Origin of the sequence: Citrobacter braakii (assembly GCF_009648935.1) — a bacterium.
Lineage (GTDB): Bacteria > Pseudomonadota > Gammaproteobacteria > Enterobacterales > Enterobacteriaceae > Citrobacter > Citrobacter braakii.
The window spans coordinates 1,394,842-1,415,235 of the sequence record NZ_CP045771.1 but is presented as its reverse complement, the minus strand read 5'-3'; the positions used below and the strand labels follow the sequence as shown (position 1 = coordinate 1,415,235).

The following is a 20,394-nucleotide window of genomic DNA, read 5'->3' as shown; positions in this document are numbered from 1 at the left end:
TAGGCAATACATAAATGGAAATTGCCTAAACATTTGTTAAACTTATAAACGTCAGCTGCATAGGGAGAATAAGATGAGCATTATTAAAGAATTTCGCGAATTCGCGATGCGCGGGAATGTTGTCGATTTGGCAGTGGGTGTCATTATTGGTGCAGCATTTGGGAAGATAGTTTCATCACTGGTTGCCGATATCATCATGCCGCCGCTGGGGTTGTTAATTGGTGGAATTGATTTTAAACAGTTTGCTTTAACACTACGTGATGCACAGGGAGATATCCCTGCAGTCGTTATGCATTACGGTGTATTTATTCAGAATATCTTTGATTTCGTTATTGTTGCGTTTGCTATCTTTATGGCAATCAAGCTGATCAACAAACTGAACCGTAAAAAAGCGGAAGAGCCAGCAGCACCGCCGGCGCCATCGAAAGAAGAAGTATTGCTGAGTGAAATTCGTGACCTGCTGAAAGAACAGAATAACCGCTCTTAAGCACTCACTGAAACAAGAAGGCCAGTGGTAAAAAAGTGAATGACTTTCTTGCCACTGGCCTCCCAGTTACCCCGATTACCATGTTTACCTTTACGTAGATAACTTCCTTTCCCTTTCTTATTTTTCTCAATGCGCTGCCTGAACAGTGGGTCATGTAGAAGCGCCTCAATGGCGTTATCTTTTATCTGCCCTTTAGTGTGCTGATAACGACTCATGATACCTCCGGTTGTCGTAATTTACGCCGCGAGTGTAGATCTGACCGTGCAATAAATCAACAGCCTGATGGTGATCCACTGGCGCCTTGCTCAAGTGCTTCAAGGATAGAGCAGTACACGCTGCTGTGTGCCTTGCCACAACACGCGTCATTCAATCGCTGCAGCGACCGTTGCATCGCCTGAAGCTCAGCTATTCTCGCTTCCACTTCCTGCAATCTTTCCTGGACGATCCCTTTTGATTCCTGGCAGGTATGGTGTTCGGGATCGATGCGGATCGAAAGCAGTTCGCGGATCGATTCCAGAGTGAAGCCAAGCTGACGGGCATAGCGAATAAACTTTAGACGCTGAAGATCGCTTTCCGTATAGAGACGAAACCCGCCTTCTGTACGTATTTCATGTTCCATCATCTGCTGCTTTTCATAGTAGCGGATAGTATCAGGCGTCACGTCAGCCAGTTTCGCTAATTCACCAATACGGTACATGCTATCTCCGCTATTCGTCGTTGATCTTCTGCAGCAACTTATCTGCGTATTCACCGTGTAAAAACTCGGTGCTGAGTCCAGCCTGCCGAAGTTTCAGTTCCAGTAGTGACAGTCTTCGACTCACTTCCTGATAATGGGGATCATCTTTGCGGATCCCTGCAAGTATTTCAAGCAGCTGTATTGCCTCTCTGCGCTGCTCTAGCTCAGGAGGAAGACATCCCGCATTTTTTAATAAACGGAATCCGGCTCGAAGTTCAGGCGGAATGTGGGAATCATCGTCAAGAACCAACGGTTCTCCTGTACCAGGCAAACCATCAAACTCACCTTTAGACTGCGCATCAGTAATATGGCGCTCTGCCCACTGGTCCAGTAACCACATACAACACTCCAGTGATGAACAAAAAGAGTACAGATATTGTAGGTAAGTGGGGATATGACGGATATAAAAAAACCCGCCGAGGCGGGTTTTTTTACGTTACTACAGATTACTCTGCAGCAGCTTCTGTTTTCTCTGAACGATCAACCAGCTCGATGTATGCCATCGGCGCGTTGTCGCCTGCACGGAAGCCACACTTCAGAATGCGAGTGTAACCACCGGCGCGGCTCGCGAAACGCGGGCCCAGTTCGTTAAACAGTTTTGCCACGATCTCGTTATCACGAGTACGGGCGAATGCCAGACGACGATTAGCTACGCTATCAGTCTTGGCAAGAGTAATCAGCGGCTCAACTACGCGACGCAGCTCTTTCGCTTTCGGCAGAGTCGTCTTGATGATTTCATGACGAACCAGTGAACCTGCCATATTGCGGAACATAGCCTGGCGATGGCTGCTGTTGCGGTTCAGTTGACGACCACTCTTACGATGGCGCATGACCTTATCCTTCTCAGTAAAACCTTAACCTGTGATCCAGTTACTCGTCAGCGATGCTTGCCGGTGGCCAGTTTTCCAGGCGCATGCCCAGAGACAGTCCACGGGAAGCCAGCACGTCTTTAATCTCAGTAAGAGATTTTTTACCAAGGTTAGGCGTCTTAAGAAGCTCAACCTCAGTACGCTGTACCAGATCACCGATATAGTGGATAGCTTCTGCTTTGAGGCAGTTAGCAGAGCGGACAGTCAATTCCAGATCGTCAACAGGGCGCAGCAGGATCGGATCGAATTCTGGTTTCTCTTCTTTAACTTCCGGCTGACGTACATCACGTAAGTCAACGAAAGCTTCAAGTTGTTCAGCCAGAATGGTTGCCGCACGACGAATCGCCTCTTCAGGATCGATTGTGCCGTTGGTTTCCATTTCGATGACCAGCTTGTCCAGGTCGGTACGCTGTTCTACACGCGCTGCTTCAACATTGTAGGCAATACGCTCTACAGGGCTGTAGCATGCGTCGACCAGCAGACGGCCGATTGGGCGCTCATCTTCTTCCGAATGAATTCGGGTAGAAGCCGGCACATAACCACGACCGCGCTGAACTTTGATACGCATGCTAATAGATGCATTCTCATCGGTCAGGTGGCAGATCACGTGCTGTGGCTTGACGATTTCGACATCACCATCATGGGTAATGTCGGCTGCAGTCACAGGGCCAATGCCAGATTTATTCAAGGTAAGAATAACGTCATCTTTACCCTGAACTCTCACCGCCAGCCCTTTCAGGTTGAGCAGGATTTCCAGGATATCTTCCTGAACGCCTTCTTTGGTGCTGTACTCATGTAGTACACCATCAATCTCAACCTCGGTCACCGCGCAACCCGGCATCGATGAGAGCAGAATACGGCGCAGTGCGTTACCCAAAGTATGGCCAAAGCCACGCTCTAAAGGCTCAAGGGTCACCTTGGCGTGCGTCGAACTCACTTGCTCGATATCTACCAGGCGCGGTTTTAGAAACTCTGTCACAGAACCCTGCATTGTGTCCTCTCTTTGGTACTAAGCTTTACTTGGAGTAAAGCTCGACGATCAGGTGTTCGTTAATGTCCGCAGACAGATCAGAACGCTCCGGCTTACGCTTGAACGTACCTTCCATCTTGCCAGCATCAACTTCCAGCCAGGTTGGCTTTTCACGCTGCTCAGCCAGCTCCAGAGCGGCTTTCACGCGAGACTGCTTCTTCGCTTTCTCACGAATGCTAACAACGTCATTCGGACTAACCTGATAAGAAGCGATGTTAACAACACGACCGTTTACCATAATTGCTTTATGGCTGACCAGCTGACGTGCTTCTGCACGAGTGGCACCGAAGCCCATACGGTATACAACGTTGTCCAGACGACCTTCCAGCAGACCCAACAGGTTTTCACCGGTGTTGCCTTTCAGACGTGCTGCTTCTTTGTAGTAGTTACGGAACTGACGCTCCAGCACACCGTAGATACGGCGAACTTTTTGCTTTTCACGCAACTGCACACCATAGTCAGACAGACGCGGTTTACGCGCACCGTGCTGGCCAGGAGCTTGTTCAATTTTACACTTGGTATCGATCGCGCGAACGCCAGACTTAAGGAATAAGTCAGTGCCCTCACGACGGCTCAGCTTGAGCTTAGGACCCAAATATCTTGCCATTTTCTTTCTCCAACAATCCTAGAAACGACAGCGTTATACGCGACGTTTTTTCGGCGGACGACAACCGTTATGAGGGATCGGAGTCACATCAGTAATATTAGTGATGCGGAAACCAGCGGCGTTCAGAGCACGAACAGTAGATTCGCGACCTGGACCCGGTCCTTTGACCATAACTTCCAGATTCTTGATACCGTATTCTTTTACGGCTTCAGCGCAACGCTCTGCTGCAACCTGAGCTGCAAACGGAGTGGATTTGCGAGAACCACGGAAACCGGAACCACCGGCTGTTGCCCAACCCAGTGCGTTACCCTGACGATCAGTAATGGTAACGATGGTGTTGTTAAAAGAAGCATGGATATGAGCCACGCCGTCAGAGACTTGTTTTCTTACACGTTTACGTGCACGAATTGGTGCCTTTGCCATTATTCAATCACCCCGATTATTTCTTGATCGGTTTGCGCGGACCCTTACGGGTACGTGCGTTGGTCTTGGTACGCTGACCGCGAACCGGGAGACCACGACGATGACGCAAACCGCGATAGCAACCAAGGTCCATAAGGCGCTTGATGCTCATGCTAACTTCACGGCGCAGATCACCTTCAACGACAAATTTGGCAACTTCGTCACGCAGCGTGTCGATTTGTTCTTCAGACAGCTCACTGATCTTAACATCTTCAGCGATACCCGCGGCAGCCAGAATGGCTTTAGAACGGGTCTTGCCGACGCCGTAGATCGAAGTTAATGCGATCACAGCATGTTTCTGATCAGGAATGTTAATGCCTGCTATACGGGCCACTATGCACTCCTACTATTTAATATGTACGCACCATGCTGAAAAGCCCGTTTTCAGGATACTCAAATGGAAACGCACAGACATACAAAAGATTGGCTGGCTAATCTAGCCAGCTCAACCCAACTTTGCAAGAAAAATATGCGAATAAATCAGCCTTGGCGCTGTTTATGCTTCGGCTCGGCACTGCAAATCACACGGATGACACCATCACGCTTAACGATTTTGCAGTTACGGCATAATTTCTTGACGGAAGCACGAACTTTCATTTTTACTCTCCGTAACTTCTCGGGCGACTGTTAACGGCCGTAGCCTTTCAGATTCGCCTTCTTCAATGCAGACTCGTACTGACTTGACATCATCAGAGTTTGCACTTGAGCCATAAAGTCCATAATCACGACAACAACGATAAGCAGTGAGGTCCCACCGAAGTAGAACGGTACTTTCATTGCATCACGCATGAACTCCGGGATCAGGCAGATAAAGGTAATGTAGAGCGCACCAACCAGAGTCAGGCGGGTCATTACTTTATCGATATACTTCGCCGTTTGCTCTCCCGGACGAATTCCTGGTACAAATGCACCGGACTTCTTCAGGTTATCTGCTGTTTCACGCGGGTTGAAAACCAACGCCGTGTAGAAGAAACAGAAGAATATGATTGCAGACGCATAGAGTAACACATAAAGCGGTTGCCCAGGCTGCAAATACAGCGAAATTGTTGTCAGCCAGTTCCAACCAGTCCCGCCCCCGAACCATGACGCGATGGTCGCTGGGAACAGAATAATACTGGAAGCGAAGATTGCCGGGATTACCCCCGCCATATTCACTTTCAGCGGTAAATGTGTGCTCTGTGCAGCATAGACACGACGACCTTGCTGACGTTTCGCGTAGTTTACCACAATGCGGCGTTGACCACGCTCAACAAATACAACAAAGAACGTCACTGCAAATACTAATACTGCAACCAACAGCAACACGAGGAAGTGCAGGTCGCCTTGACGCGCTTGCTCGATAGTATGGGCAATGGCTGGCGGGAGTCCCGCGACAATACCGGCGAAGATAATGATTGAGATACCGTTGCCGATACCACGTTCAGTAATCTGTTCGCCCAACCACATCAGGAACATCGTCCCTGTAACCAGACTTACAACAGCGGTGAAATAGAATGCAAAGCCTGGATTCATTACCAGGCCCTGCATACCAGGCATATTCGGCAGACCGGTAGCAATACCGATCGACTGGAATATTGCCAGCACCAGAGTACCGTAGCGGGTGTACTGGCTGATCTTACGACGACCAGACTCCCCTTCTTTCTTAATTTCTGCCAGCGTTGGATGAACCACCGTCAGCAGCTGGATAATAATCGACGCCGAAATATACGGCATGATCCCCAGAGCAAAGATAGAAGCACGGCTGAGGGCACCACCAGAGAACATGTTAAACATTTCAATGATGGTGCCTCGCTGTTGCTCAAGCAGTTTGGCAAGTACAGCGGCATCAATACCAGGGATCGGAATGAAAGAGCCAATACGGAACACAATCAGCGCGCCGATTACAAACAGCAGTCTGCGTTTCAGCTCGCCTAAGCCACCTTTGGCACTTTGAAAATCTAATCCCGGTTGTTTAGCCATCTGCTACTTATTCCTCGATTTTACCGCCAGCAGCTTCGATAGCAGCACGAGCGCCTTTAGTAACACGCAGGCCACGAACAGTTACCGGAGTAGTGACTTCACCAGCCAGAATCACTTTCGCGAACTCGATCTGGATACCGATAATGTTAGCTGCTTTCAGCGTGTTCAGGTCTACAACACCGCCTTCAACTTTAGCCAGGTCAGACAGACGAACTTCGGCTGTAATCGCTGCTTTACGTGAAGTGAAGCCGAATTTCGGCAGACGACGGTACAGAGGCATCTGACCACCCTCGAAACCGCGACGTACGCCACCGCCAGAACGAGACTTCTGACCTTTGTGACCACGACCACCGGTTTTACCGAGGCCAGAACCGATACCACGACCCAGGCGGCGAGCCGCTTTTTTAGAGCCTTCGGCCGGAGACAGAGTATTTAAACGCATCTCTTACTCCTCAACTTTAACCATGAAGGAAACCGCGTTGACCATACCACGAACAGCAGGAGTATCCTCGCGCTCTACGGTGTGACCAATACGACGCAGACCCAGGCCAAGCAGCGTTGCCTTATGTTTCGGCAGACGACCGATTGCACTGCGGGTTTGAGTAATTTTAATAGTCTTTGCCATGGTTTATTTCCCCAGAATTTCTTCAACGGATTTACCACGCTTGGCAGCGACCATTTCCGGAGATTTCATATTTTCCAGGCCATCGATAGTTGCACGAACCACGTTAATCGGGTTAGTAGAACCATACGCTTTAGCCAGAACGTTACGAACTCCAGCGACTTCCAGAACGGCGCGCATTGCACCACCGGCGATGATACCGGTACCTTCGGAAGCCGGCTGCATGAATACACGAGAACCCGTGTGAGTACCCTTAACCGGGTGCTGCAGGGTGCCGTGGTTCAGCGCGACGTTAATCATATTGCGACGGGCTTTTTCCATCGCTTTCTGGATCGCTGCTGGAACTTCACGCGCTTTACCGTAACCAAAACCAACGCGACCGTTACCATCACCAACTACAGTCAGAGCTGTGAAGGAGAAAATACGACCACCTTTAACGGTTTTAGATACGCGGTTAACCGCGATCAGCTTTTCCTGCAGTTCGCCAGCTTGTTTTTCGATGTGAGCCATCTTACACCTCTACCTTAGAACTGAAGGCCAGCTTCACGGGCAGCATCTGCCAGTGCCTGGACACGACCATGATATTGGAACCCGGAACGGTCAAAAGAAACATCTTTGATGCCTTTTTCCAGAGCGCGTTCAGCAACAGCTTTACCTACAGCTGCAGCAGCGTCTTTGTTACCGGTGTACTTCAATTGTTCAGCGATAGCTTTTTCTACAGTAGAAGCAGCTACCAGAACTTCAGAACCGTTCGGTGCAATTACCTGTGCGTAAATATGACGCGGGGTACGATGTACCACCAGGCGAGTTGCGCCCAGCTCCTGGAGCTTGCGGCGTGCGCGGGTCGCACGACGGATACGAGCAGATTTCTTATCCATAGTGTTACCTTACTTCTTCTTAGCCTCTTTGGTACGCACGACTTCGTCGGCGTAACGAACACCCTTGCCTTTATAAGGCTCAGGACGACGGTAGGCGCGCAGATCTGCTGCAACCTGACCGATCAGCTGTTTATCAGCGCCTTTCAGCACGATTTCAGTCTGAGACGGACATTCTGCAGTAATACCCGCAGGCAGCTGATGGTCAACAGGGTGAGAGAAACCTAAAGCCAGGTTTACTACATTCCCTTTAACCGCTGCACGATAACCTACACCAACCAGCTGTAGCTTCTTAGTGAAGCCTTCGGTAACACCGACAACCATTGCATTCAGCAGGGCACGCGCGGTACCAGCCTGAGCCCATCCATCTGCGTAACCATCACGCGGACCGAAGGTCAGTGCATTATCTGCATGATTTACTGCAACAGCATCGTTGAGAGTACGAGTCAGCTCGCCGTTTTTACCTTTGATCGTAATAACCTGACCGTTGATTTTTACATCAACGCCGGCAGGAATAACGACCGGTGCTTTAGCAACACGAGACATTTTTTCCTCCGATTAGGCTACGTAGCAGATAATTTCGCCACCAAGACCAGCCTGGCGCGCTGCACGATCAGTCATAACACCTTTAGAGGTAGAAACAACTGCGATACCCATGCCAGCCATAACTTTCGGCAGCTCGTCTTTACGCTTATAAATGCGCAGACCTGGGCGACTGACACGCTGAATGCTTTCTACAACAGCTTTACCCTGGAAATACTTAAGAGTAAGTTCCAGTTCCGGCTTGGTGTCGCCTTCAACTTTAAAATCTTCAATAAAACCTTCTTCCTTCAGCACGTTGGCAATTGCCACTTTCAGCTTGGAGGAAGGCATGGTGACCGCAGCTTTATTCGCGGCCTGACCGTTACGGATACGGGTCAGCATATCCGCGATCGGATCTTGCATGCTCATCTGTCTTTACTCCCGTGATTCAATTGGTAATTACCAGCTAGCCTTTTTCAAGCCTGGTACTTCACCGCGCATAGCGGCTTCACGCAGTTTGATACGGCTCAACCCGAACTTGCCCACATAGCCATGCGGACGACCTGTTTGACGGCAGCGGTTACGCTGACGGGACGGGCTGGAATCACGCGGCAGAGACTGCAGCTTGAGAACTGCGTTCCAACGATCTTCGTCGGTCGCGTTCACATCAGAGATAATAGCTTTCAGTTCAGCGCGTTTTGCGAAGTACTTATCAGCTAAAGCTACGCGCTTTACTTCGCGTGCTTTCATTGATTGCTTAGCCATTCAGTAACCCTACCTTACTTGCGGAACGGGAAGTCAAAGGCAGCCAGCAGAGCACGGCCTTCTTCATCAGATTTCGCAGTAGTGGTAATGGTAATATCCAAACCACGCACGCGGTCGACTTTATCGTAGTCGATTTCTGGGAAGATGATCTGCTCACGGACACCCATGCTGTAGTTACCACGACCGTCGAAAGACTTAGCGGACAAGCCACGGAAGTCACGGATACGTGGAACAGCAATAGTGATCAGGCGCTCAAAGAACTCCCACATGCGTTCGCCACGCAGAGTTACTTTACAGCCGATCGGATAGCCCTGACGGATTTTGAAGCCTGCAACTGATTTGCGTGCTTTGGTGATCAGCGGTTTTTGACCGGAGATTGCTGTCAGGTCAGCTGCTGCGTTATCCAGCAGTTTCTTGTCAGCGATCGCTTCACCAACACCCATGTTCAGGGTGATCTTCTCGACCCGAGGGACTTGCATGACAGAATTGTAGTTAAACTCAGTCATGAGTTTAGCGACTACTTCGTCTTTGTAGTAATCATGCAGTTTCGCCATCGTACTACTCCAAATTACTTGATAGTTTCGCTGTTAGATTTAAAGAAACGGACTTTTTTGCCGTCTTCGAATCTAAAGCCTACACGGTCAGCCTTGCCGGTTGCCGCGTTGAAGATAGCAAGGTTAGAGATCTGAATAGCTGCTTCTTTCTCTACAATGCCGCCTGGTTGGTTCAGGGCCGGAACCGGCTTCTGATGTTTCTTAACCAGGTTGATACCTTCAACAATGACCTTGCCGGAAGACAGGACATTCTTAACTTTACCGCGTTTACCTTTATCTTTACCGGTTAACACGATAACTTCGTCATCACGACGGATCTTCGCTGCCATGATTCGCTCCTTAGAGTACTTCTGGTGCCAGAGAGATAATTTTCATGAACTTCTCGTTACGAAGTTCACGAGTTACCGGCCCAAAAATACGCGTACCGATAGGTTGCTCGCTGTTATTGTTTAAAATAACGCATGCATTACCATCGAAGCGAATGACAGAACCGTCCGGGCGACGAACACCCTTCTTGGTGCGCACCACTACCGCCTTCAGCACATCACCTTTTTTGACCTTACCACGCGGAATTGCTTCCTTGATGGTGATCTTGATGATATCGCCGACGCCTGCGTAGCGACGGTGCGAGCCACCCAGAACCTTGATACACATTACGCGACGTGCACCGGAGTTGTCGGCGACGTTCAGCATAGTCTGTTCTTGGATCATTTTAGTGCTCCGCTAATGTCAACTACTACTGAGACCCGAAAATCAGGTCGTTAAAAAAGCCCCATATCGGGGGCGCGGCATTATAACACCGCTTCAACGATATGGGTAGAAAAAATAAACGGCTCATCGCTGAGCCGTTTATTCGTTGAGAATGCCTACTGTATTACAGAACGGCTTTCTCTACAACGCGAACCAGCGTCCAGGACTTAGTCTTGGACAGCGGACGGCATTCGCGGATTTCAACCACGTCACCAGTACCGCATTCGTTGTTCTCGTCATGTACGTGCAGTTTGGTCGTACGCTTAATGAATTTACCGTAGATCGGGTGTTTCACAAAACGTTCGATAGCAACAACGATGGATTTCTCCATTTTATCGCTAACAACGCGACCTTGCAGAGTACGGATTTTATCGGTCATTACGCACCCGCCTTCTCAGTCAGTAAAGTCTTAACGCGTGCGACATCACGACGCACTTGCTTCAACAGGTGAGACTGTTGCAGCTGGCCACTTGCAGCCTGCATACGCAGGTTGAACTGCTCACGCAGCAGATTCAGCAGCTCGGTGTTCAGCTCTTCAACACTCTTCTCACGCAGCTCTTTTGCTTTCATTACATCACCGTCTTAGTTACAAAGGTGGTTTTAATCGGCAGTTTCGCTGCTGCCAGCTTGAATGCTTCACGGGCCAGCTCTTCCGGTACGCCGTCCATTTCATACAGGACTTTACCCGGCTGAATCAAGGCAACCCAATACTCCACGTTACCTTTACCTTTACCCATACGCACTGCCAGCGGCTTTTCAGTGATCGGTTTGTCCGGGAATACACGGATCCAGATCTTACCTTGACGCTTAACTGCACGGGTCATAGCACGACGTGCTGCTTCGATCTGACGGGCAGTCAGACGACCACGGCCAACAGCTTTCAGACCGAAGCTGCCGAAGCTAACATCCGTACCCTGCGCCAGACCGCGGTTACGGCCTTTGTGCATTTTACGGAATTTTGTACGCTTTGGTTGTAACATCAGCGACGCTCCTTATTTACGGCCTTTACGCTGCTGCTTTTTAGGTTGCGCAGCCGGTTTTTCCGGTTGTTCAACAGCAGCCATACCACCCAGGATCTCGCCTTTGAAGATCCACACTTTAACGCCGATTACACCGTAAGTGGTGTGCGCTTCAGAGGTGTTGTAGTCGATGTCAGCACGCAGAGTGTGCAGAGGTACGCGACCTTCGCGGTACCATTCGGTACGTGCGATTTCCGCGCCGCCCAGACGGCCGCTAACTTCAACTTTAATACCTTTAGCGCCCAGACGCATTGCGTTCTGTACAGCACGCTTCATAGCACGACGGAACATAACACGACGTTCCAGCTGAGAAGTGATGCTGTCAGCAACCAATTTTGCATCCAGTTCAGGTTTACGCACTTCGGCGATATTGATCTGAGCAGGAACGCCAGCAATATCCGCTACGACTTTGCGCAGTTTTTCTACGTCTTCACCTTTCTTACCGATAACGATACCCGGGCGAGCGGTGTGAATGGTCACACGGATGCTCTTAGCCGGACGCTCGATAACAATACGAGATACAGACGCTTTAGCCAGTTCCTTAGTCAGGTACTGACGTACTTTAAAATCGCTGTCCAGGTTGTCAGCGAATTCTTTGGTGTTCGCAAACCAGGTTGAGTTCCATGGTTTTACAATACCCAGGCGAATACCATTAGGATGTACTTTCTGACCCATTGCTAGTCTCCAGAGTCTCAGCGATCGGACACAACCACAGTAATGTGGCTGGTGCGCTTCAGGATGCGATCTGCACGACCTTTTGCACGCGGCATAATGCGCTTCATGCTCGGGCCTTCGTCTACGAAAATTTTCGTAACTTTCAGATCGTCAATGTCAGCGCCATCGTTGTGTTCAGCGTTAGCAATGGCAGATTCCAGGACTTTCTTGACCAGTACAGCCGCTTTCTTATTGGTGTAGGTCAGAATATCCAGAGCCTGCGACACTTTCTTACCGCGAATCAGGTCTGCAACAAGGCGAACCTTCTGAGCAGAAGAACGAGCATGGCGATGTTGAGCTAAAGTTTCCATCTCTTCCTCCTACCTTATTTCTTCTTCGCTTTTTTATCAGCAGCATGGCCGCGATAAGTACGAGTCGGTGCGAATTCACCCAGTTTGTGACCGACCATTTCGTCGGAAACAAATACCGGAACGTGCTGACGACCATTATGGACAGCGATGGTCAAACCGATCATGTTAGGAAAGATCGTTGAACGACGGGACCAAGTGCGCAGGGGCTTCTTGTCTCCGCTTTCCACCGCTTTCTCTACCTTCTTCAGCAAGTGCAGGTCAATAAAAGGACCTTTCTTGAGAGAACGTGGCATGGCTTATCCTCTAAAATTATTTGCTACGGCGACGTACGATGAATTTATCAGTACGCTTGTTGCTGCGGGTCTTCTTACCTTTAGTCTGAACGCCCCACGGAGTTACCGGGTGCTTACCAAAGTTACGACCTTCACCACCACCATGTGGGTGGTCGACTGGGTTCATCGCAGTACCGCGAACGGTAGGACGAACACCACGCCAGCGTGCAGCACCTGCTTTACCCAGAACGCGCAGCATATGCTCAGCATTGCCAACTTCGCCCAGAGTTGCACGGCAGTCTGCTTCGACTTTACGCATTTCACCAGAACGCAGACGCAGGGTGACATAAGCACCATCGCGAGCAACGATCTGAACGTAAGTACCAGCGGAACGTGCCAGCTGACCGCCTTTACCTGGTTTCATTTCTACGTTATGAACAGTAGAACCAACCGGGATATTGCGCATCGGCAGGGTGTTACCTGCTTTGATTGCAGCATCAACGCCAGATTGAACCTGGTCGCCAGCTTTCAGGCCTTTAGGGGCCAGGATGTAACGGCGTTCACCGTCTTTGTACAGAACCAGCGCGATGTTCGCGGAGCGGTTCGGATCGTACTCAAGACGTTCAACAACTGCCGGGATACCGTCTTTGTTGCGTTTGAAGTCAACAATACGATAAGCCTGCTTGTGACCACCACCGATGTGACGAGTGGTGATGCGGCCATTGTTGTTACGACCACCGGATTTGCTGTTTTTTTCAACCAGCGGAGCAAAAGGTTTGCCCTTGTGCAGCTCTGGGTTGACCACTTTAACAACGTGGCGACGACCCGGAGATGTCGGTTTACATTTAACAACTGCCATTGTATTACTCCTCCGACTTACTCAGCGCCGCCGACGAAGTCCAGATTCTGGCCTTCCTTCAGGGTGACGTAAGCTTTTTTCCAGTCGCTACGACGACCGATACGCTGTCCGTGACGTTTAACTTTCCCTTTAACTACCAGGGTGTTAACGACTTCGACTTCGACTTCAAACAGTTTCTGCACAGCAGCTTTGATTTCTGCTTTGGTCGCGTCTTTAGCAACTTTGAGAACGATGGTGTTAGTTTTTTCCATCGCAGTAGACGCTTTTTCAGAAACGTGCGGCGCGCGCAGCACTTTCAGCAGACGTTCTTCACGAATCATGCCAGCATCTCCTCAACTTGCTTAACAGCATCAGCAGTCATTACGACTTTGTCGAAGGCGATCAGGCTAACCGGGTCGATACCAGTTGCATCGCGTACGTCAACCTTGTGCAGGTTGCGCGCAGCCAGGAACAGGTTTTCGTCCAGCTCACCGGTGATGATCAGCACATCTTCCAGAGCCATGTCTTTCAGTTTCTGTGCCAGCAGCTTAGTTTTAGGCGCTTCTACAGAGAATGATTCGACAACGATCAGACGATCCTGACGTACCAGTTCGGACAGAATGCTTTTCAGCGCGCCGCGGTACATCTTTTTGTTAACTTTTTGACTGTGGTCCTGTGGACGAGCAGCGAAGGTCACGCCACCTGAACGCCAGATCGGGCTCTTGATAGAACCTGAACGCGCACGGCCGGTACCTTTCTGGCGCCACGGCTTTTTGCCTGAACCAGTTACTTCAGCACGAGTCTTCTGAGCACGAGTACCCTGACGAGCACCAGCTGCATAAGCAACAACAACCTGGTGAACCAGCGCTTCGTTGAAATCACGACCGAAGGTAGTTTCGGAAACAGTCAGCGCGCTCTGCGCGTCTTTCAATACTAATTCCATTGCTATCCCCTTACGCCTTCACAGCTGGTTTAACGATCAGGTCGCAACCGGTCGCACCCGGAACACCACCTTTAACCAGCAGCAGGTTGCGCTCAGCGTCAACACGTACTACGTCCAGGCTCTGAACGGTTACACGTTCGTTGCCCAGCTGACCTGCCATTTTCTTGCCTTTAAACACTTTGCCCGGAGTCTGGTTCTGACCGATAGAACCCGGAACGCGGTGGGACAAGGAGTTACCGTGAGTAGCGTCCTGGGTACGGAAGTTCCAGCGCTTAACGGTACCAGCGAAACCTTTACCTTTAGAGGTACCGGTTACGTCAACTTTTTTAACGTCAGCAAACAGTTCAACGCTAATGTTCTGACCAACGGTGTATTCTTCACCATCTGCCAGACGGAACTCCCACAGGCCGCGGCCAGCTTCTACGCCAGCTTTAGCAAAGTGGCCAGCTTCCGGCTTAGTTACGCGGTTAGCTTTTTTAGCACCGGTGGTAACCTGAACAGCGCGATAGCCATCGTTAGCCAGATCTTTAACCTGAGTAACGCGGTTTGCTTCAACTTCGATAACGGTTACTGGGATAGATACGCCATCTTCAGTGAAGATGCGGGTCATACCCACTTTTTTACCGACTAAACCAATCATTGTATCAACCTCTCAATCGCTCGATGACCTGATTAACCCAGGCTGATCTGCACGTCTACACCGGCAGCCAGGTCCAGACGCATCAGAGCATCAACGGTTTTTTCAGTTGGCTCAACGATGTCAACCAGACGCTTGTGAGTACGGATCTCGTACTGATCACGCGCGTCTTTGTTGACGTGCGGGGAGATCAGAACGGTGAAACGCTCTTTGCGGGTCGGCAGCGGGATCGGACCACGAACCTGCGCACCAGTGCGCTTGGCAGTCTCGACGATTTCCGCGGTTGATTGATCGATCAGACGATGATCAAACGCTTTCAAACGGATACGGATTCTTTGGTTCTGCATGAGACCAGAGCTCCAATTATTTTATAGACGAAATAGTTACTCCTCAAACCCATTACGATTGATGGGAGAGTGTAACCGTTCTTACGTAGCCCCCTGATTGGGAGCGTTGTTGACGGTAAACCGCCACAGTTCATATCGAACTACCCGTCAGATTTGACAGGCTGGCGTATTATACGTATAGCCAGTACGGATGCAAGTGATTATGGCTATTTGCCATCGATTTCTCTCAGCGCTTGTTGCACACGTGAGCGCAATACTTCGCCATCCGGCGCTTCCTGCCCGGATGCTTCATCATAGGGTATCTCTTCCAACATACTGTCACCCTCTTCGTTTTGGGTGGGTAAATCGATGCGTATCGGCAGAGGCTTCCGCTTAAAAATGTAATGCACATCCGAGAGTCGATACGCCTGAGAATCGGGCACTCCCTGCGTGGCGGTTGTCGGATGGCGCACCAACCAGACATAATGTCCGTAGTAGCCGCACATTAGCATCAGGCTGACCCACAACAGCCAGCAACAGGAACGCAGCGCCTGCCGCCAGCGGCAACTCGACACTGTTTTCGCATCAATGGGTTGATAGATGTGCATCATCACATACGCTCCTTAGATGACACATGTGTTGGCACGGGTGCCGACTCATTGATTAATACCGGCGCGTCTCCAAGACTCTGACGCAGCCTTATCAGCGTCTCTTTTCCCGGCTTACCATCCACAGGCAAATTCTCCCGCTGCTGGAATGCTTTGACCTTTTCGATTAACCATGGCGTCCATGAGCCTGATTTATCGCCGGGAACGCCCAGCGCGCGGCTCAGCATCGTATCAAACCAGATGATGGTTTCCGCCGGACTCTTTTCACCGATCTGCATTTTCCTGTCAGGCGTTAAATTGAGCATCAGGGTATAATTTCCCTGCCAGTGCTTCGCCAGCCACTCCTGACTGACGATCCAGGTTTTATTATCAATGATAAGATCCAGCTCGTTTCCTGATACACGCATCACAACACCGTAGACCGGTTGTTTATCGATATTCAAATGCGCGATCCACGGCAACCCGCGCCTGATGAGGTTATCTAAACGTTCCTTGCCGCTTTCGCACACCAACTCAGCGCGATCGGCCTGGTCACACCATGCCTCGTCATGCGCTGTGTCGAATCCCCAGACGCTGAATAATTGCTGCATGGCATCGCGTAATCCTCCCCGTGCGTCGCCAATATCCGGCAGGTTTTCCTTTTTTTGCGTCATCGCCACCGTTAATCCGGCGGGCACAGGAAGTTGAAGGGGAAAAACATCAACCGCCAGCCAGCCGAACGTCAAAGCCAGCGCAGCGTAAAGTCCGGGCAGTATTCCCTTGCGCAATACGCAAGAACGGAGAGTAAATGTTTCCAGCAACAATCTTTCCTGTTGAGCGGTTAACACATCCGCTTGCCTGTCCGTTGCTATTTTTCTCGCCGCCCGGGCGATGCGCCCCAGCAACGCCAGGTTTCCCTGCACTGCCCGAACCGCTTTGCGCACAAATTCATGACGCATCCGCACAGGCTCGCCATCCGCCTCACGCAGTTGCTGTTGATGCATAAAATCAAGATATTCATCGTCCGTCGGCGCAGCGATACTCGCCGACAGCGTAACACGCCGTTTAAGTCGTCGGTTCCGCCTGAGCTCTTCGCCCCCCACCAGTAGCAAGCTGGCGCCAGCGTCAAATGAAGCCGCCAGATGACGGAAATTATCGACAAATGCCGGAAGATGTCTGGCGAGTGCGTCAGCATTATCAATGACAATTATTATTGGTTGCGCTGCCGGACTAAGGGCAGGCATCAGCGTTGACCAGAAACGGCTAATTCTCACATCTCGCCAGTCTGGCTGGAGTTTTCCCTGCGTACACGCCGTGTGTGTCAATTGACAGAAACCAGATAAACCGGTGGCGGTAAACACCACTACCCTGCCGGGAAAATCCTTACCTAACTGATAAATAAGCGTCGATTTACCACACCCCGGTTTGCCGCATAATACGCCCACATCGCCAGCGCCCAGCTCATGAATAAAGATATTCTTGATAAGGGTATGTTGCGAAAAAGAGTAAATTGCATACGGTAATGCGCGTTCAGTCATCGATAAGTTCCAGTAATTGATGCGGGCATTTAACTTATTATATGTCAGGTAAATATTATCAATTTTTTATATTTGAATTAAACGACATGTTCCGACGATTAAATTGAAAACCTGAAAGTAAGCCTATATCATGCTTCTCCCGAAAAGAACAGGCATGCTATTAACAATGGATGTTATCGCGAAGCAATTTACCTTTATATTTAAGAGAAAGCGTAACGATGTGCTGTACTGCGTTATGTTTTTTGTCGGTGTCATTGTTATTATTCATTCGTTATATGCCTATAGATTATTTATTGATTCTATCAATACGAAAAACAAAACCAGTCACTCAATAACGTCCGTTGTCCTCAGGCTGCCAATGAATTTACCGAAAAACAGTAGGGAAAACGCGACTGATAATAAAGAAGATGTTTCAATTAAAAATTCGATGCTCAATCTCCAGCTAAATGGCATTATTGCGAGCACGCTAAAAACACGTTCACAGGCTATTATCACCATTAATGAGAAAGCAAAATTTTACAGTACCGGAGATAAACTTGACGATCTCCCTGACGTAAAAATTACGGACATTGATAATAATAGCGTGACGATTGATAACAATGGCTCCCGGCAACGCATCGCTTTTATTGATGAGCCTGATATATCCTCCAGGGTGCCGGCACCATCGCTGCCACATGACAGCGCGCCACATTCCCTCAGCGACATCATTATTACCAACTTTATCTATCAGCAGGAAGCGCTACAGGGCGTCAGATTAAACGCCCGTGGTCCGGTTGAACGTTTTATAGCAACCGGACTCAGGCCAGGCGATATTGCGATCAAAATGAACAACCACCCGCTAACTCAGGAAACGTCAGCAAAAGCGGCACTACAGGAATTTGTAACCTTAAACTCTGCCCAGTTTACCGTGATACGAAACGGTCAGGAAGCGTTGGTGAATGTATCCGTTACTGAGAATGATTAACCTTAAGGACGACAAAATTGCGCAAAGGAATTAAAAAAACGGCTGCATGGATATTGGCGCTCCAGTTTTGCGCCTTTCCATTTCAAACCATGTCAGCGCAATATTCGGCAAACTTCCAGGATGCGGATCTCCGGGAGTTTATTACCTCGGTCAGTAAGCAAATGGGCAAAACCATTCTGATCGATCCGTCCGTCCAGGGAAAAATCTCCGTTCGCAGCTTTGACAGTTTCAACGAGGAGGAATACTACCAGTTTTTTCTCAGCGTTCTCGATATCTACGGCTACTCGGTTATCACCCTGGATAACGGCCTGCTGAAGGTTGTTCGCTCCGCAACGCTTAAGACCGCGCCGGGGAAAGTATTGGCACAGTCGCAACCAGCGGTCGGCGATGAATTTATCACCCGCGTCGTGGCGCTGAAAAATGTCCCGGTACGCGATCTGGCTCCGCTATTACGCCAGATGATGGACAGCGGCGGCATCGGCAACGTCGTACATTATGATCCTTCTAATGCGCTGTTGATCACCGGCAAAGCCAATATAGTCAATCGCATCCTTGAGGTTGTGAAACGGGTCGATGTTATCGGTACTCAGGAACGTGAGCTTATCAAACTGCGCTACGCCTCGGCAGTTGATTTATCTGATGTAATTAACAGCCTGATTCGCGAAGAGTCAAAGGAAAACCCAACGCAGATCCTGCTGCCTAAAATTGTCGCCGACAAGCGCACCAACGCCCTTCTTATCAGCGGGCCGGACAATGTGCGCCAGCGGATGAAATCTTTAATCGCTAAACTGGATATCGAACAGACCACGCAGGGCAATACTCGCGTGTTCTATCTGAAATACGCCAAAGCCACTAAAATCGTTGAAGTGCTGACCGGCGTGTCAACCAAACTGACGGAAGACAAGCAGTCGTCTTCGCAGAGCGTGGCTACCCCTTCCCGGGATGTCTCGATTAACGCCGATGAACAAACCAACTCGGTGGTCATTACCGCAGACCAGAGCACCATGCAGGAGCTGGAAAAAGTCATCGCTCGTCTGGATATTCGCCGCGCACAGGTACTGGTTGAAGCCATCATTGTGGAAGTCCAGGATGGCAACGGCCTGAATCTTGGCGTGCAGTGGGCCAACAGCAACGTCGGCGGTCAGCAGTTTACCAAAACGGGGCTGCCGATTTTCGACGCATCAAGAGGCGCGCGCCAGTTTGATAAAAATGGTTCGATGACCAGCGACAACCCTATTGCCAGCGCGTTAAGCAGTTTTAACGGCCTGGCGACGGGCTTCTTTGAGGGGGACTGGAGCGTCCTGCTCACCGCGATCTCCTCCGACAACAAAAACGATATCCTCGCCACCCCCAGCATTGTGACGCTGGATAACAAAGAAGCGTCGTTTAATGTCGGCCAGGATGTGCCGGTGCTTTCCGGCTCGCAAACGACCTCCGGCGACAACGTTTTTAATACGGTCGAACGTAAAACCGTCGGCACCAAACTGAAGGTCACACCGCAAATCAACGAAGGCGACGCGGTGCTGATGGAGATCGAGCAGGAAGTGTCGAGCGTCGATACCGCTTCCGGTAACGCCAGCGATCTCGGCCCAACGTTCAACACCCGCACTATCCAGAATGCCGTGCTGGTCAAAAGCGGCGAAACCGTGGTGCTGGGTGGCCTGCTGGATGATTCAAGCAAAGAGCAGGTTTCCAAAGTACCGCTGCTGGGCGATATCCCTGTTCTCGGACAGCTATTCCGCTACACCTCAACGGAAAATGCGAAGCGTAATTTGATGGTCTTTATCAGGCCGACCATTATTCGCGACGACGAGGTTTATCGTTCGCTCTCAAAGGATAAGTACACCCGATTTCGTGATTTACAGCAGCAGCGTATTGATAAGCAATCCAGTGGATTGCTTGGCGTGAAGGACGAAGAACGCCCGATGCTTAAAGAGCTGAATTTCGATGTGTCGTCCGATGAGCCCAACAGCCAGCCATCGCGCAACCCCTTCCGGGAGTGATCCA

Annotated in this window: 36 protein-coding genes; 3 read left to right on the top strand and 33 right to left on the bottom strand. The window is 50.1% G+C overall.

From position 1 onward, the window contains the following. Positions 1–73 precede the first annotated feature (73 nt). A complete protein-coding gene (mscL, locus tag GFC06_RS06605) occupies positions 74–487 on the top strand; it encodes a large-conductance mechanosensitive channel protein MscL (RefSeq protein ID WP_016154742.1) in 414 nt (137 codons plus the stop codon). On the opposite strand, the gene arfA is transcribed toward mscL, so the two are convergent. From arfA to GFC06_RS06440, 33 genes are all read right to left on the bottom strand, one after another. Next, complete coding sequence (gene arfA / locus GFC06_RS06600) at positions 484–702, bottom strand: alternative ribosome-rescue factor ArfA (RefSeq protein ID WP_049281755.1); 219 nt, start codon at positions 700–702, stop codon at positions 484–486. The genes mscL and arfA overlap by 4 nt on opposite strands. Before the next feature lie 56 nt (positions 703–758). Beyond that, positions 759–1,184 (bottom strand): Zn(2+)-responsive transcriptional regulator, encoded by a 426-nt coding sequence (gene zntR / locus GFC06_RS06595; protein WP_016154744.1) that lies wholly within the window; start codon positions 1,182–1,184, stop codon positions 759–761. A gap of 10 nt (positions 1,185–1,194) precedes the next feature. Continuing rightward, positions 1,195–1,563 (bottom strand): DnaJ family domain-containing protein, encoded by a 369-nt coding sequence (locus tag GFC06_RS06590; RefSeq protein ID WP_019078178.1) that lies wholly within the window; start codon positions 1,561–1,563, stop codon positions 1,195–1,197. Positions 1,564–1,669: 106 nt separating this feature from the next. Continuing rightward, positions 1,670–2,053, bottom strand: coding sequence for a 50S ribosomal protein L17 (gene rplQ, locus GFC06_RS06585; RefSeq protein ID WP_001216370.1), 384 nt, complete (start codon positions 2,051–2,053; stop codon positions 1,670–1,672). Positions 2,054–2,093: 40 nt separating this feature from the next. Continuing rightward, positions 2,094–3,083: a DNA-directed RNA polymerase subunit alpha gene (locus GFC06_RS06580; protein ID WP_003031139.1), complete on the bottom strand. Its 990-nt coding sequence runs from the start codon at positions 3,081–3,083 to the stop codon at positions 2,094–2,096. 25 nt (positions 3,084–3,108) lie between these two features. After that, positions 3,109–3,729, bottom strand: a complete 621-nt coding sequence (gene rpsD, locus GFC06_RS06575) for a 30S ribosomal protein S4 (RefSeq protein ID WP_003031138.1) — start codon at positions 3,727–3,729, stop codon at positions 3,109–3,111. A 33-nt stretch (positions 3,730–3,762) separates the two neighbouring features. Next, the gene (rpsK, locus tag GFC06_RS06570; RefSeq protein WP_003031137.1) at positions 3,763–4,152 is read right to left on the bottom strand and encodes a 30S ribosomal protein S11; all 390 of its coding nucleotides are present in this window, start codon (positions 4,150–4,152) and stop codon (positions 3,763–3,765) included. A gap of 16 nt (positions 4,153–4,168) precedes the next feature. Continuing rightward, positions 4,169–4,525 (bottom strand): 30S ribosomal protein S13, encoded by a 357-nt coding sequence (rpsM, locus tag GFC06_RS06565; protein WP_003031135.1) that lies wholly within the window; start codon positions 4,523–4,525, stop codon positions 4,169–4,171. A gap of 146 nt (positions 4,526–4,671) precedes the next feature. Next, positions 4,672–4,788: a 50S ribosomal protein L36 gene (gene rpmJ, locus GFC06_RS06560; protein WP_000868187.1), complete on the bottom strand. Its 117-nt coding sequence runs from the start codon at positions 4,786–4,788 to the stop codon at positions 4,672–4,674. Positions 4,789–4,818: 30 nt separating this feature from the next. Beyond that, the gene (secY, locus tag GFC06_RS06555; protein WP_001118864.1) at positions 4,819–6,150 is read right to left on the bottom strand and encodes a preprotein translocase subunit SecY; all 1,332 of its coding nucleotides are present in this window, start codon (positions 6,148–6,150) and stop codon (positions 4,819–4,821) included. 7 nt (positions 6,151–6,157) lie between these two features. Continuing rightward, positions 6,158–6,592 carry a 50S ribosomal protein L15 gene (gene rplO, locus GFC06_RS06550; protein ID WP_003031132.1) on the bottom strand — a complete coding sequence of 145 codons (435 nt, stop codon included), beginning with the start codon at positions 6,590–6,592 and terminating at the stop codon, positions 6,158–6,160. Positions 6,593–6,595: 3 nt separating this feature from the next. Beyond that, a complete protein-coding gene (gene rpmD, locus GFC06_RS06545; protein ID WP_001140434.1) occupies positions 6,596–6,775 on the bottom strand; it encodes a 50S ribosomal protein L30 in 180 nt (59 codons plus the stop codon). A 3-nt stretch (positions 6,776–6,778) separates the two neighbouring features. Further along, the gene (gene rpsE, locus GFC06_RS06540) at positions 6,779–7,282 is read right to left on the bottom strand and encodes a 30S ribosomal protein S5 (protein WP_003031131.1); all 504 of its coding nucleotides are present in this window, start codon (positions 7,280–7,282) and stop codon (positions 6,779–6,781) included. A 14-nt stretch (positions 7,283–7,296) separates the two neighbouring features. Then, positions 7,297–7,650 carry a 50S ribosomal protein L18 gene (gene rplR / locus GFC06_RS06535; RefSeq protein ID WP_000358960.1) on the bottom strand — a complete coding sequence of 118 codons (354 nt, stop codon included), beginning with the start codon at positions 7,648–7,650 and terminating at the stop codon, positions 7,297–7,299. A gap of 9 nt (positions 7,651–7,659) precedes the next feature. Then, positions 7,660–8,193 carry a 50S ribosomal protein L6 gene (rplF, locus tag GFC06_RS06530; RefSeq protein ID WP_003031129.1) on the bottom strand — a complete coding sequence of 178 codons (534 nt, stop codon included), beginning with the start codon at positions 8,191–8,193 and terminating at the stop codon, positions 7,660–7,662. A gap of 12 nt (positions 8,194–8,205) precedes the next feature. Then, positions 8,206–8,598, bottom strand: coding sequence for a 30S ribosomal protein S8 (rpsH, locus tag GFC06_RS06525; protein WP_003031127.1), 393 nt, complete (start codon positions 8,596–8,598; stop codon positions 8,206–8,208). Between the two features lie 30 nt (positions 8,599–8,628). Beyond that, the gene (gene rpsN / locus GFC06_RS06520; protein WP_003031125.1) at positions 8,629–8,934 is read right to left on the bottom strand and encodes a 30S ribosomal protein S14; all 306 of its coding nucleotides are present in this window, start codon (positions 8,932–8,934) and stop codon (positions 8,629–8,631) included. Between the two features lie 14 nt (positions 8,935–8,948). Next, on the bottom strand, positions 8,949–9,488 hold the full coding sequence (gene rplE / locus GFC06_RS06515; protein ID WP_003031123.1) for a 50S ribosomal protein L5: 540 nt from the start codon (positions 9,486–9,488) through the stop codon (positions 8,949–8,951). Positions 9,489–9,502: 14 nt separating this feature from the next. Next, complete coding sequence (gene rplX / locus GFC06_RS06510) at positions 9,503–9,817, bottom strand: 50S ribosomal protein L24 (RefSeq protein WP_003031122.1); 315 nt, start codon at positions 9,815–9,817, stop codon at positions 9,503–9,505. Between the two features lie 10 nt (positions 9,818–9,827). Then, positions 9,828–10,199 (bottom strand): 50S ribosomal protein L14, encoded by a 372-nt coding sequence (rplN, locus tag GFC06_RS06505; RefSeq protein ID WP_000613954.1) that lies wholly within the window; start codon positions 10,197–10,199, stop codon positions 9,828–9,830. A 163-nt stretch (positions 10,200–10,362) separates the two neighbouring features. Further along, on the bottom strand, positions 10,363–10,617 hold the full coding sequence (gene rpsQ, locus GFC06_RS06500; protein WP_003031120.1) for a 30S ribosomal protein S17: 255 nt from the start codon (positions 10,615–10,617) through the stop codon (positions 10,363–10,365). Further along, complete coding sequence (gene rpmC / locus GFC06_RS06495) at positions 10,617–10,808, bottom strand: 50S ribosomal protein L29 (protein WP_000644742.1); 192 nt, start codon at positions 10,806–10,808, stop codon at positions 10,617–10,619. The genes rpsQ and rpmC overlap by 1 nt, the downstream gene beginning before the upstream one ends. Next, complete coding sequence (rplP, locus tag GFC06_RS06490) at positions 10,808–11,218, bottom strand: 50S ribosomal protein L16 (RefSeq protein ID WP_000941212.1); 411 nt, start codon at positions 11,216–11,218, stop codon at positions 10,808–10,810. Before rplP ends, rpmC begins: the two co-directional genes overlap by 1 nt. A gap of 12 nt (positions 11,219–11,230) precedes the next feature. Beyond that, positions 11,231–11,932 carry a 30S ribosomal protein S3 gene (rpsC, locus tag GFC06_RS06485; RefSeq protein WP_000529945.1) on the bottom strand — a complete coding sequence of 234 codons (702 nt, stop codon included), beginning with the start codon at positions 11,930–11,932 and terminating at the stop codon, positions 11,231–11,233. Between the two features lie 17 nt (positions 11,933–11,949). After that, positions 11,950–12,282: a 50S ribosomal protein L22 gene (rplV, locus tag GFC06_RS06480; protein WP_000448832.1), complete on the bottom strand. Its 333-nt coding sequence runs from the start codon at positions 12,280–12,282 to the stop codon at positions 11,950–11,952. A gap of 14 nt (positions 12,283–12,296) precedes the next feature. Then, positions 12,297–12,575, bottom strand: coding sequence for a 30S ribosomal protein S19 (gene rpsS, locus GFC06_RS06475; RefSeq protein ID WP_001138115.1), 279 nt, complete (start codon positions 12,573–12,575; stop codon positions 12,297–12,299). 16 nt (positions 12,576–12,591) lie between these two features. Continuing rightward, the gene (gene rplB, locus GFC06_RS06470) at positions 12,592–13,413 is read right to left on the bottom strand and encodes a 50S ribosomal protein L2 (protein ID WP_016154746.1); all 822 of its coding nucleotides are present in this window, start codon (positions 13,411–13,413) and stop codon (positions 12,592–12,594) included. Positions 13,414–13,430: 17 nt separating this feature from the next. Beyond that, positions 13,431–13,733 carry a 50S ribosomal protein L23 gene (gene rplW, locus GFC06_RS06465; RefSeq protein ID WP_000617546.1) on the bottom strand — a complete coding sequence of 101 codons (303 nt, stop codon included), beginning with the start codon at positions 13,731–13,733 and terminating at the stop codon, positions 13,431–13,433. Continuing rightward, positions 13,730–14,335 carry a 50S ribosomal protein L4 gene (rplD, locus tag GFC06_RS06460; RefSeq protein ID WP_003031119.1) on the bottom strand — a complete coding sequence of 202 codons (606 nt, stop codon included), beginning with the start codon at positions 14,333–14,335 and terminating at the stop codon, positions 13,730–13,732. The genes rplW and rplD overlap by 4 nt, the downstream gene beginning before the upstream one ends. Before the next feature lie 10 nt (positions 14,336–14,345). Beyond that, on the bottom strand, positions 14,346–14,975 hold the full coding sequence (gene rplC, locus GFC06_RS06455) for a 50S ribosomal protein L3 (protein ID WP_003031117.1): 630 nt from the start codon (positions 14,973–14,975) through the stop codon (positions 14,346–14,348). A 32-nt stretch (positions 14,976–15,007) separates the two neighbouring features. Further along, a complete protein-coding gene (rpsJ, locus tag GFC06_RS06450) occupies positions 15,008–15,319 on the bottom strand; it encodes a 30S ribosomal protein S10 (RefSeq protein ID WP_001181005.1) in 312 nt (103 codons plus the stop codon). Between the two features lie 206 nt (positions 15,320–15,525). Then, on the bottom strand, positions 15,526–15,909 hold the full coding sequence (locus tag GFC06_RS06445; RefSeq protein ID WP_047501509.1) for a hypothetical protein: 384 nt from the start codon (positions 15,907–15,909) through the stop codon (positions 15,526–15,528). Further along, positions 15,909–17,423, bottom strand: a complete 1,515-nt coding sequence (locus GFC06_RS06440; RefSeq protein WP_153689967.1) for an AAA family ATPase — start codon at positions 17,421–17,423, stop codon at positions 15,909–15,911. Before GFC06_RS06440 ends, GFC06_RS06445 begins: the two co-directional genes overlap by 1 nt. A 166-nt stretch (positions 17,424–17,589) precedes the next feature. Between GFC06_RS06440 and gspC the strand changes: the two genes are divergently transcribed. Next, positions 17,590–18,387 carry a type II secretion system protein GspC gene (gene gspC / locus GFC06_RS06435; RefSeq protein ID WP_153689966.1) on the top strand — a complete coding sequence of 266 codons (798 nt, stop codon included), beginning with the start codon at positions 17,590–17,592 and terminating at the stop codon, positions 18,385–18,387. A gap of 17 nt (positions 18,388–18,404) precedes the next feature. Further along, entirely contained in the window at positions 18,405–20,390 is a 1,986-nt protein-coding gene (gene gspD / locus GFC06_RS06430; RefSeq protein WP_103767382.1) for a type II secretion system secretin GspD, read from the top strand. The last annotated feature ends 4 nt before the right edge of the window (positions 20,391–20,394 follow it).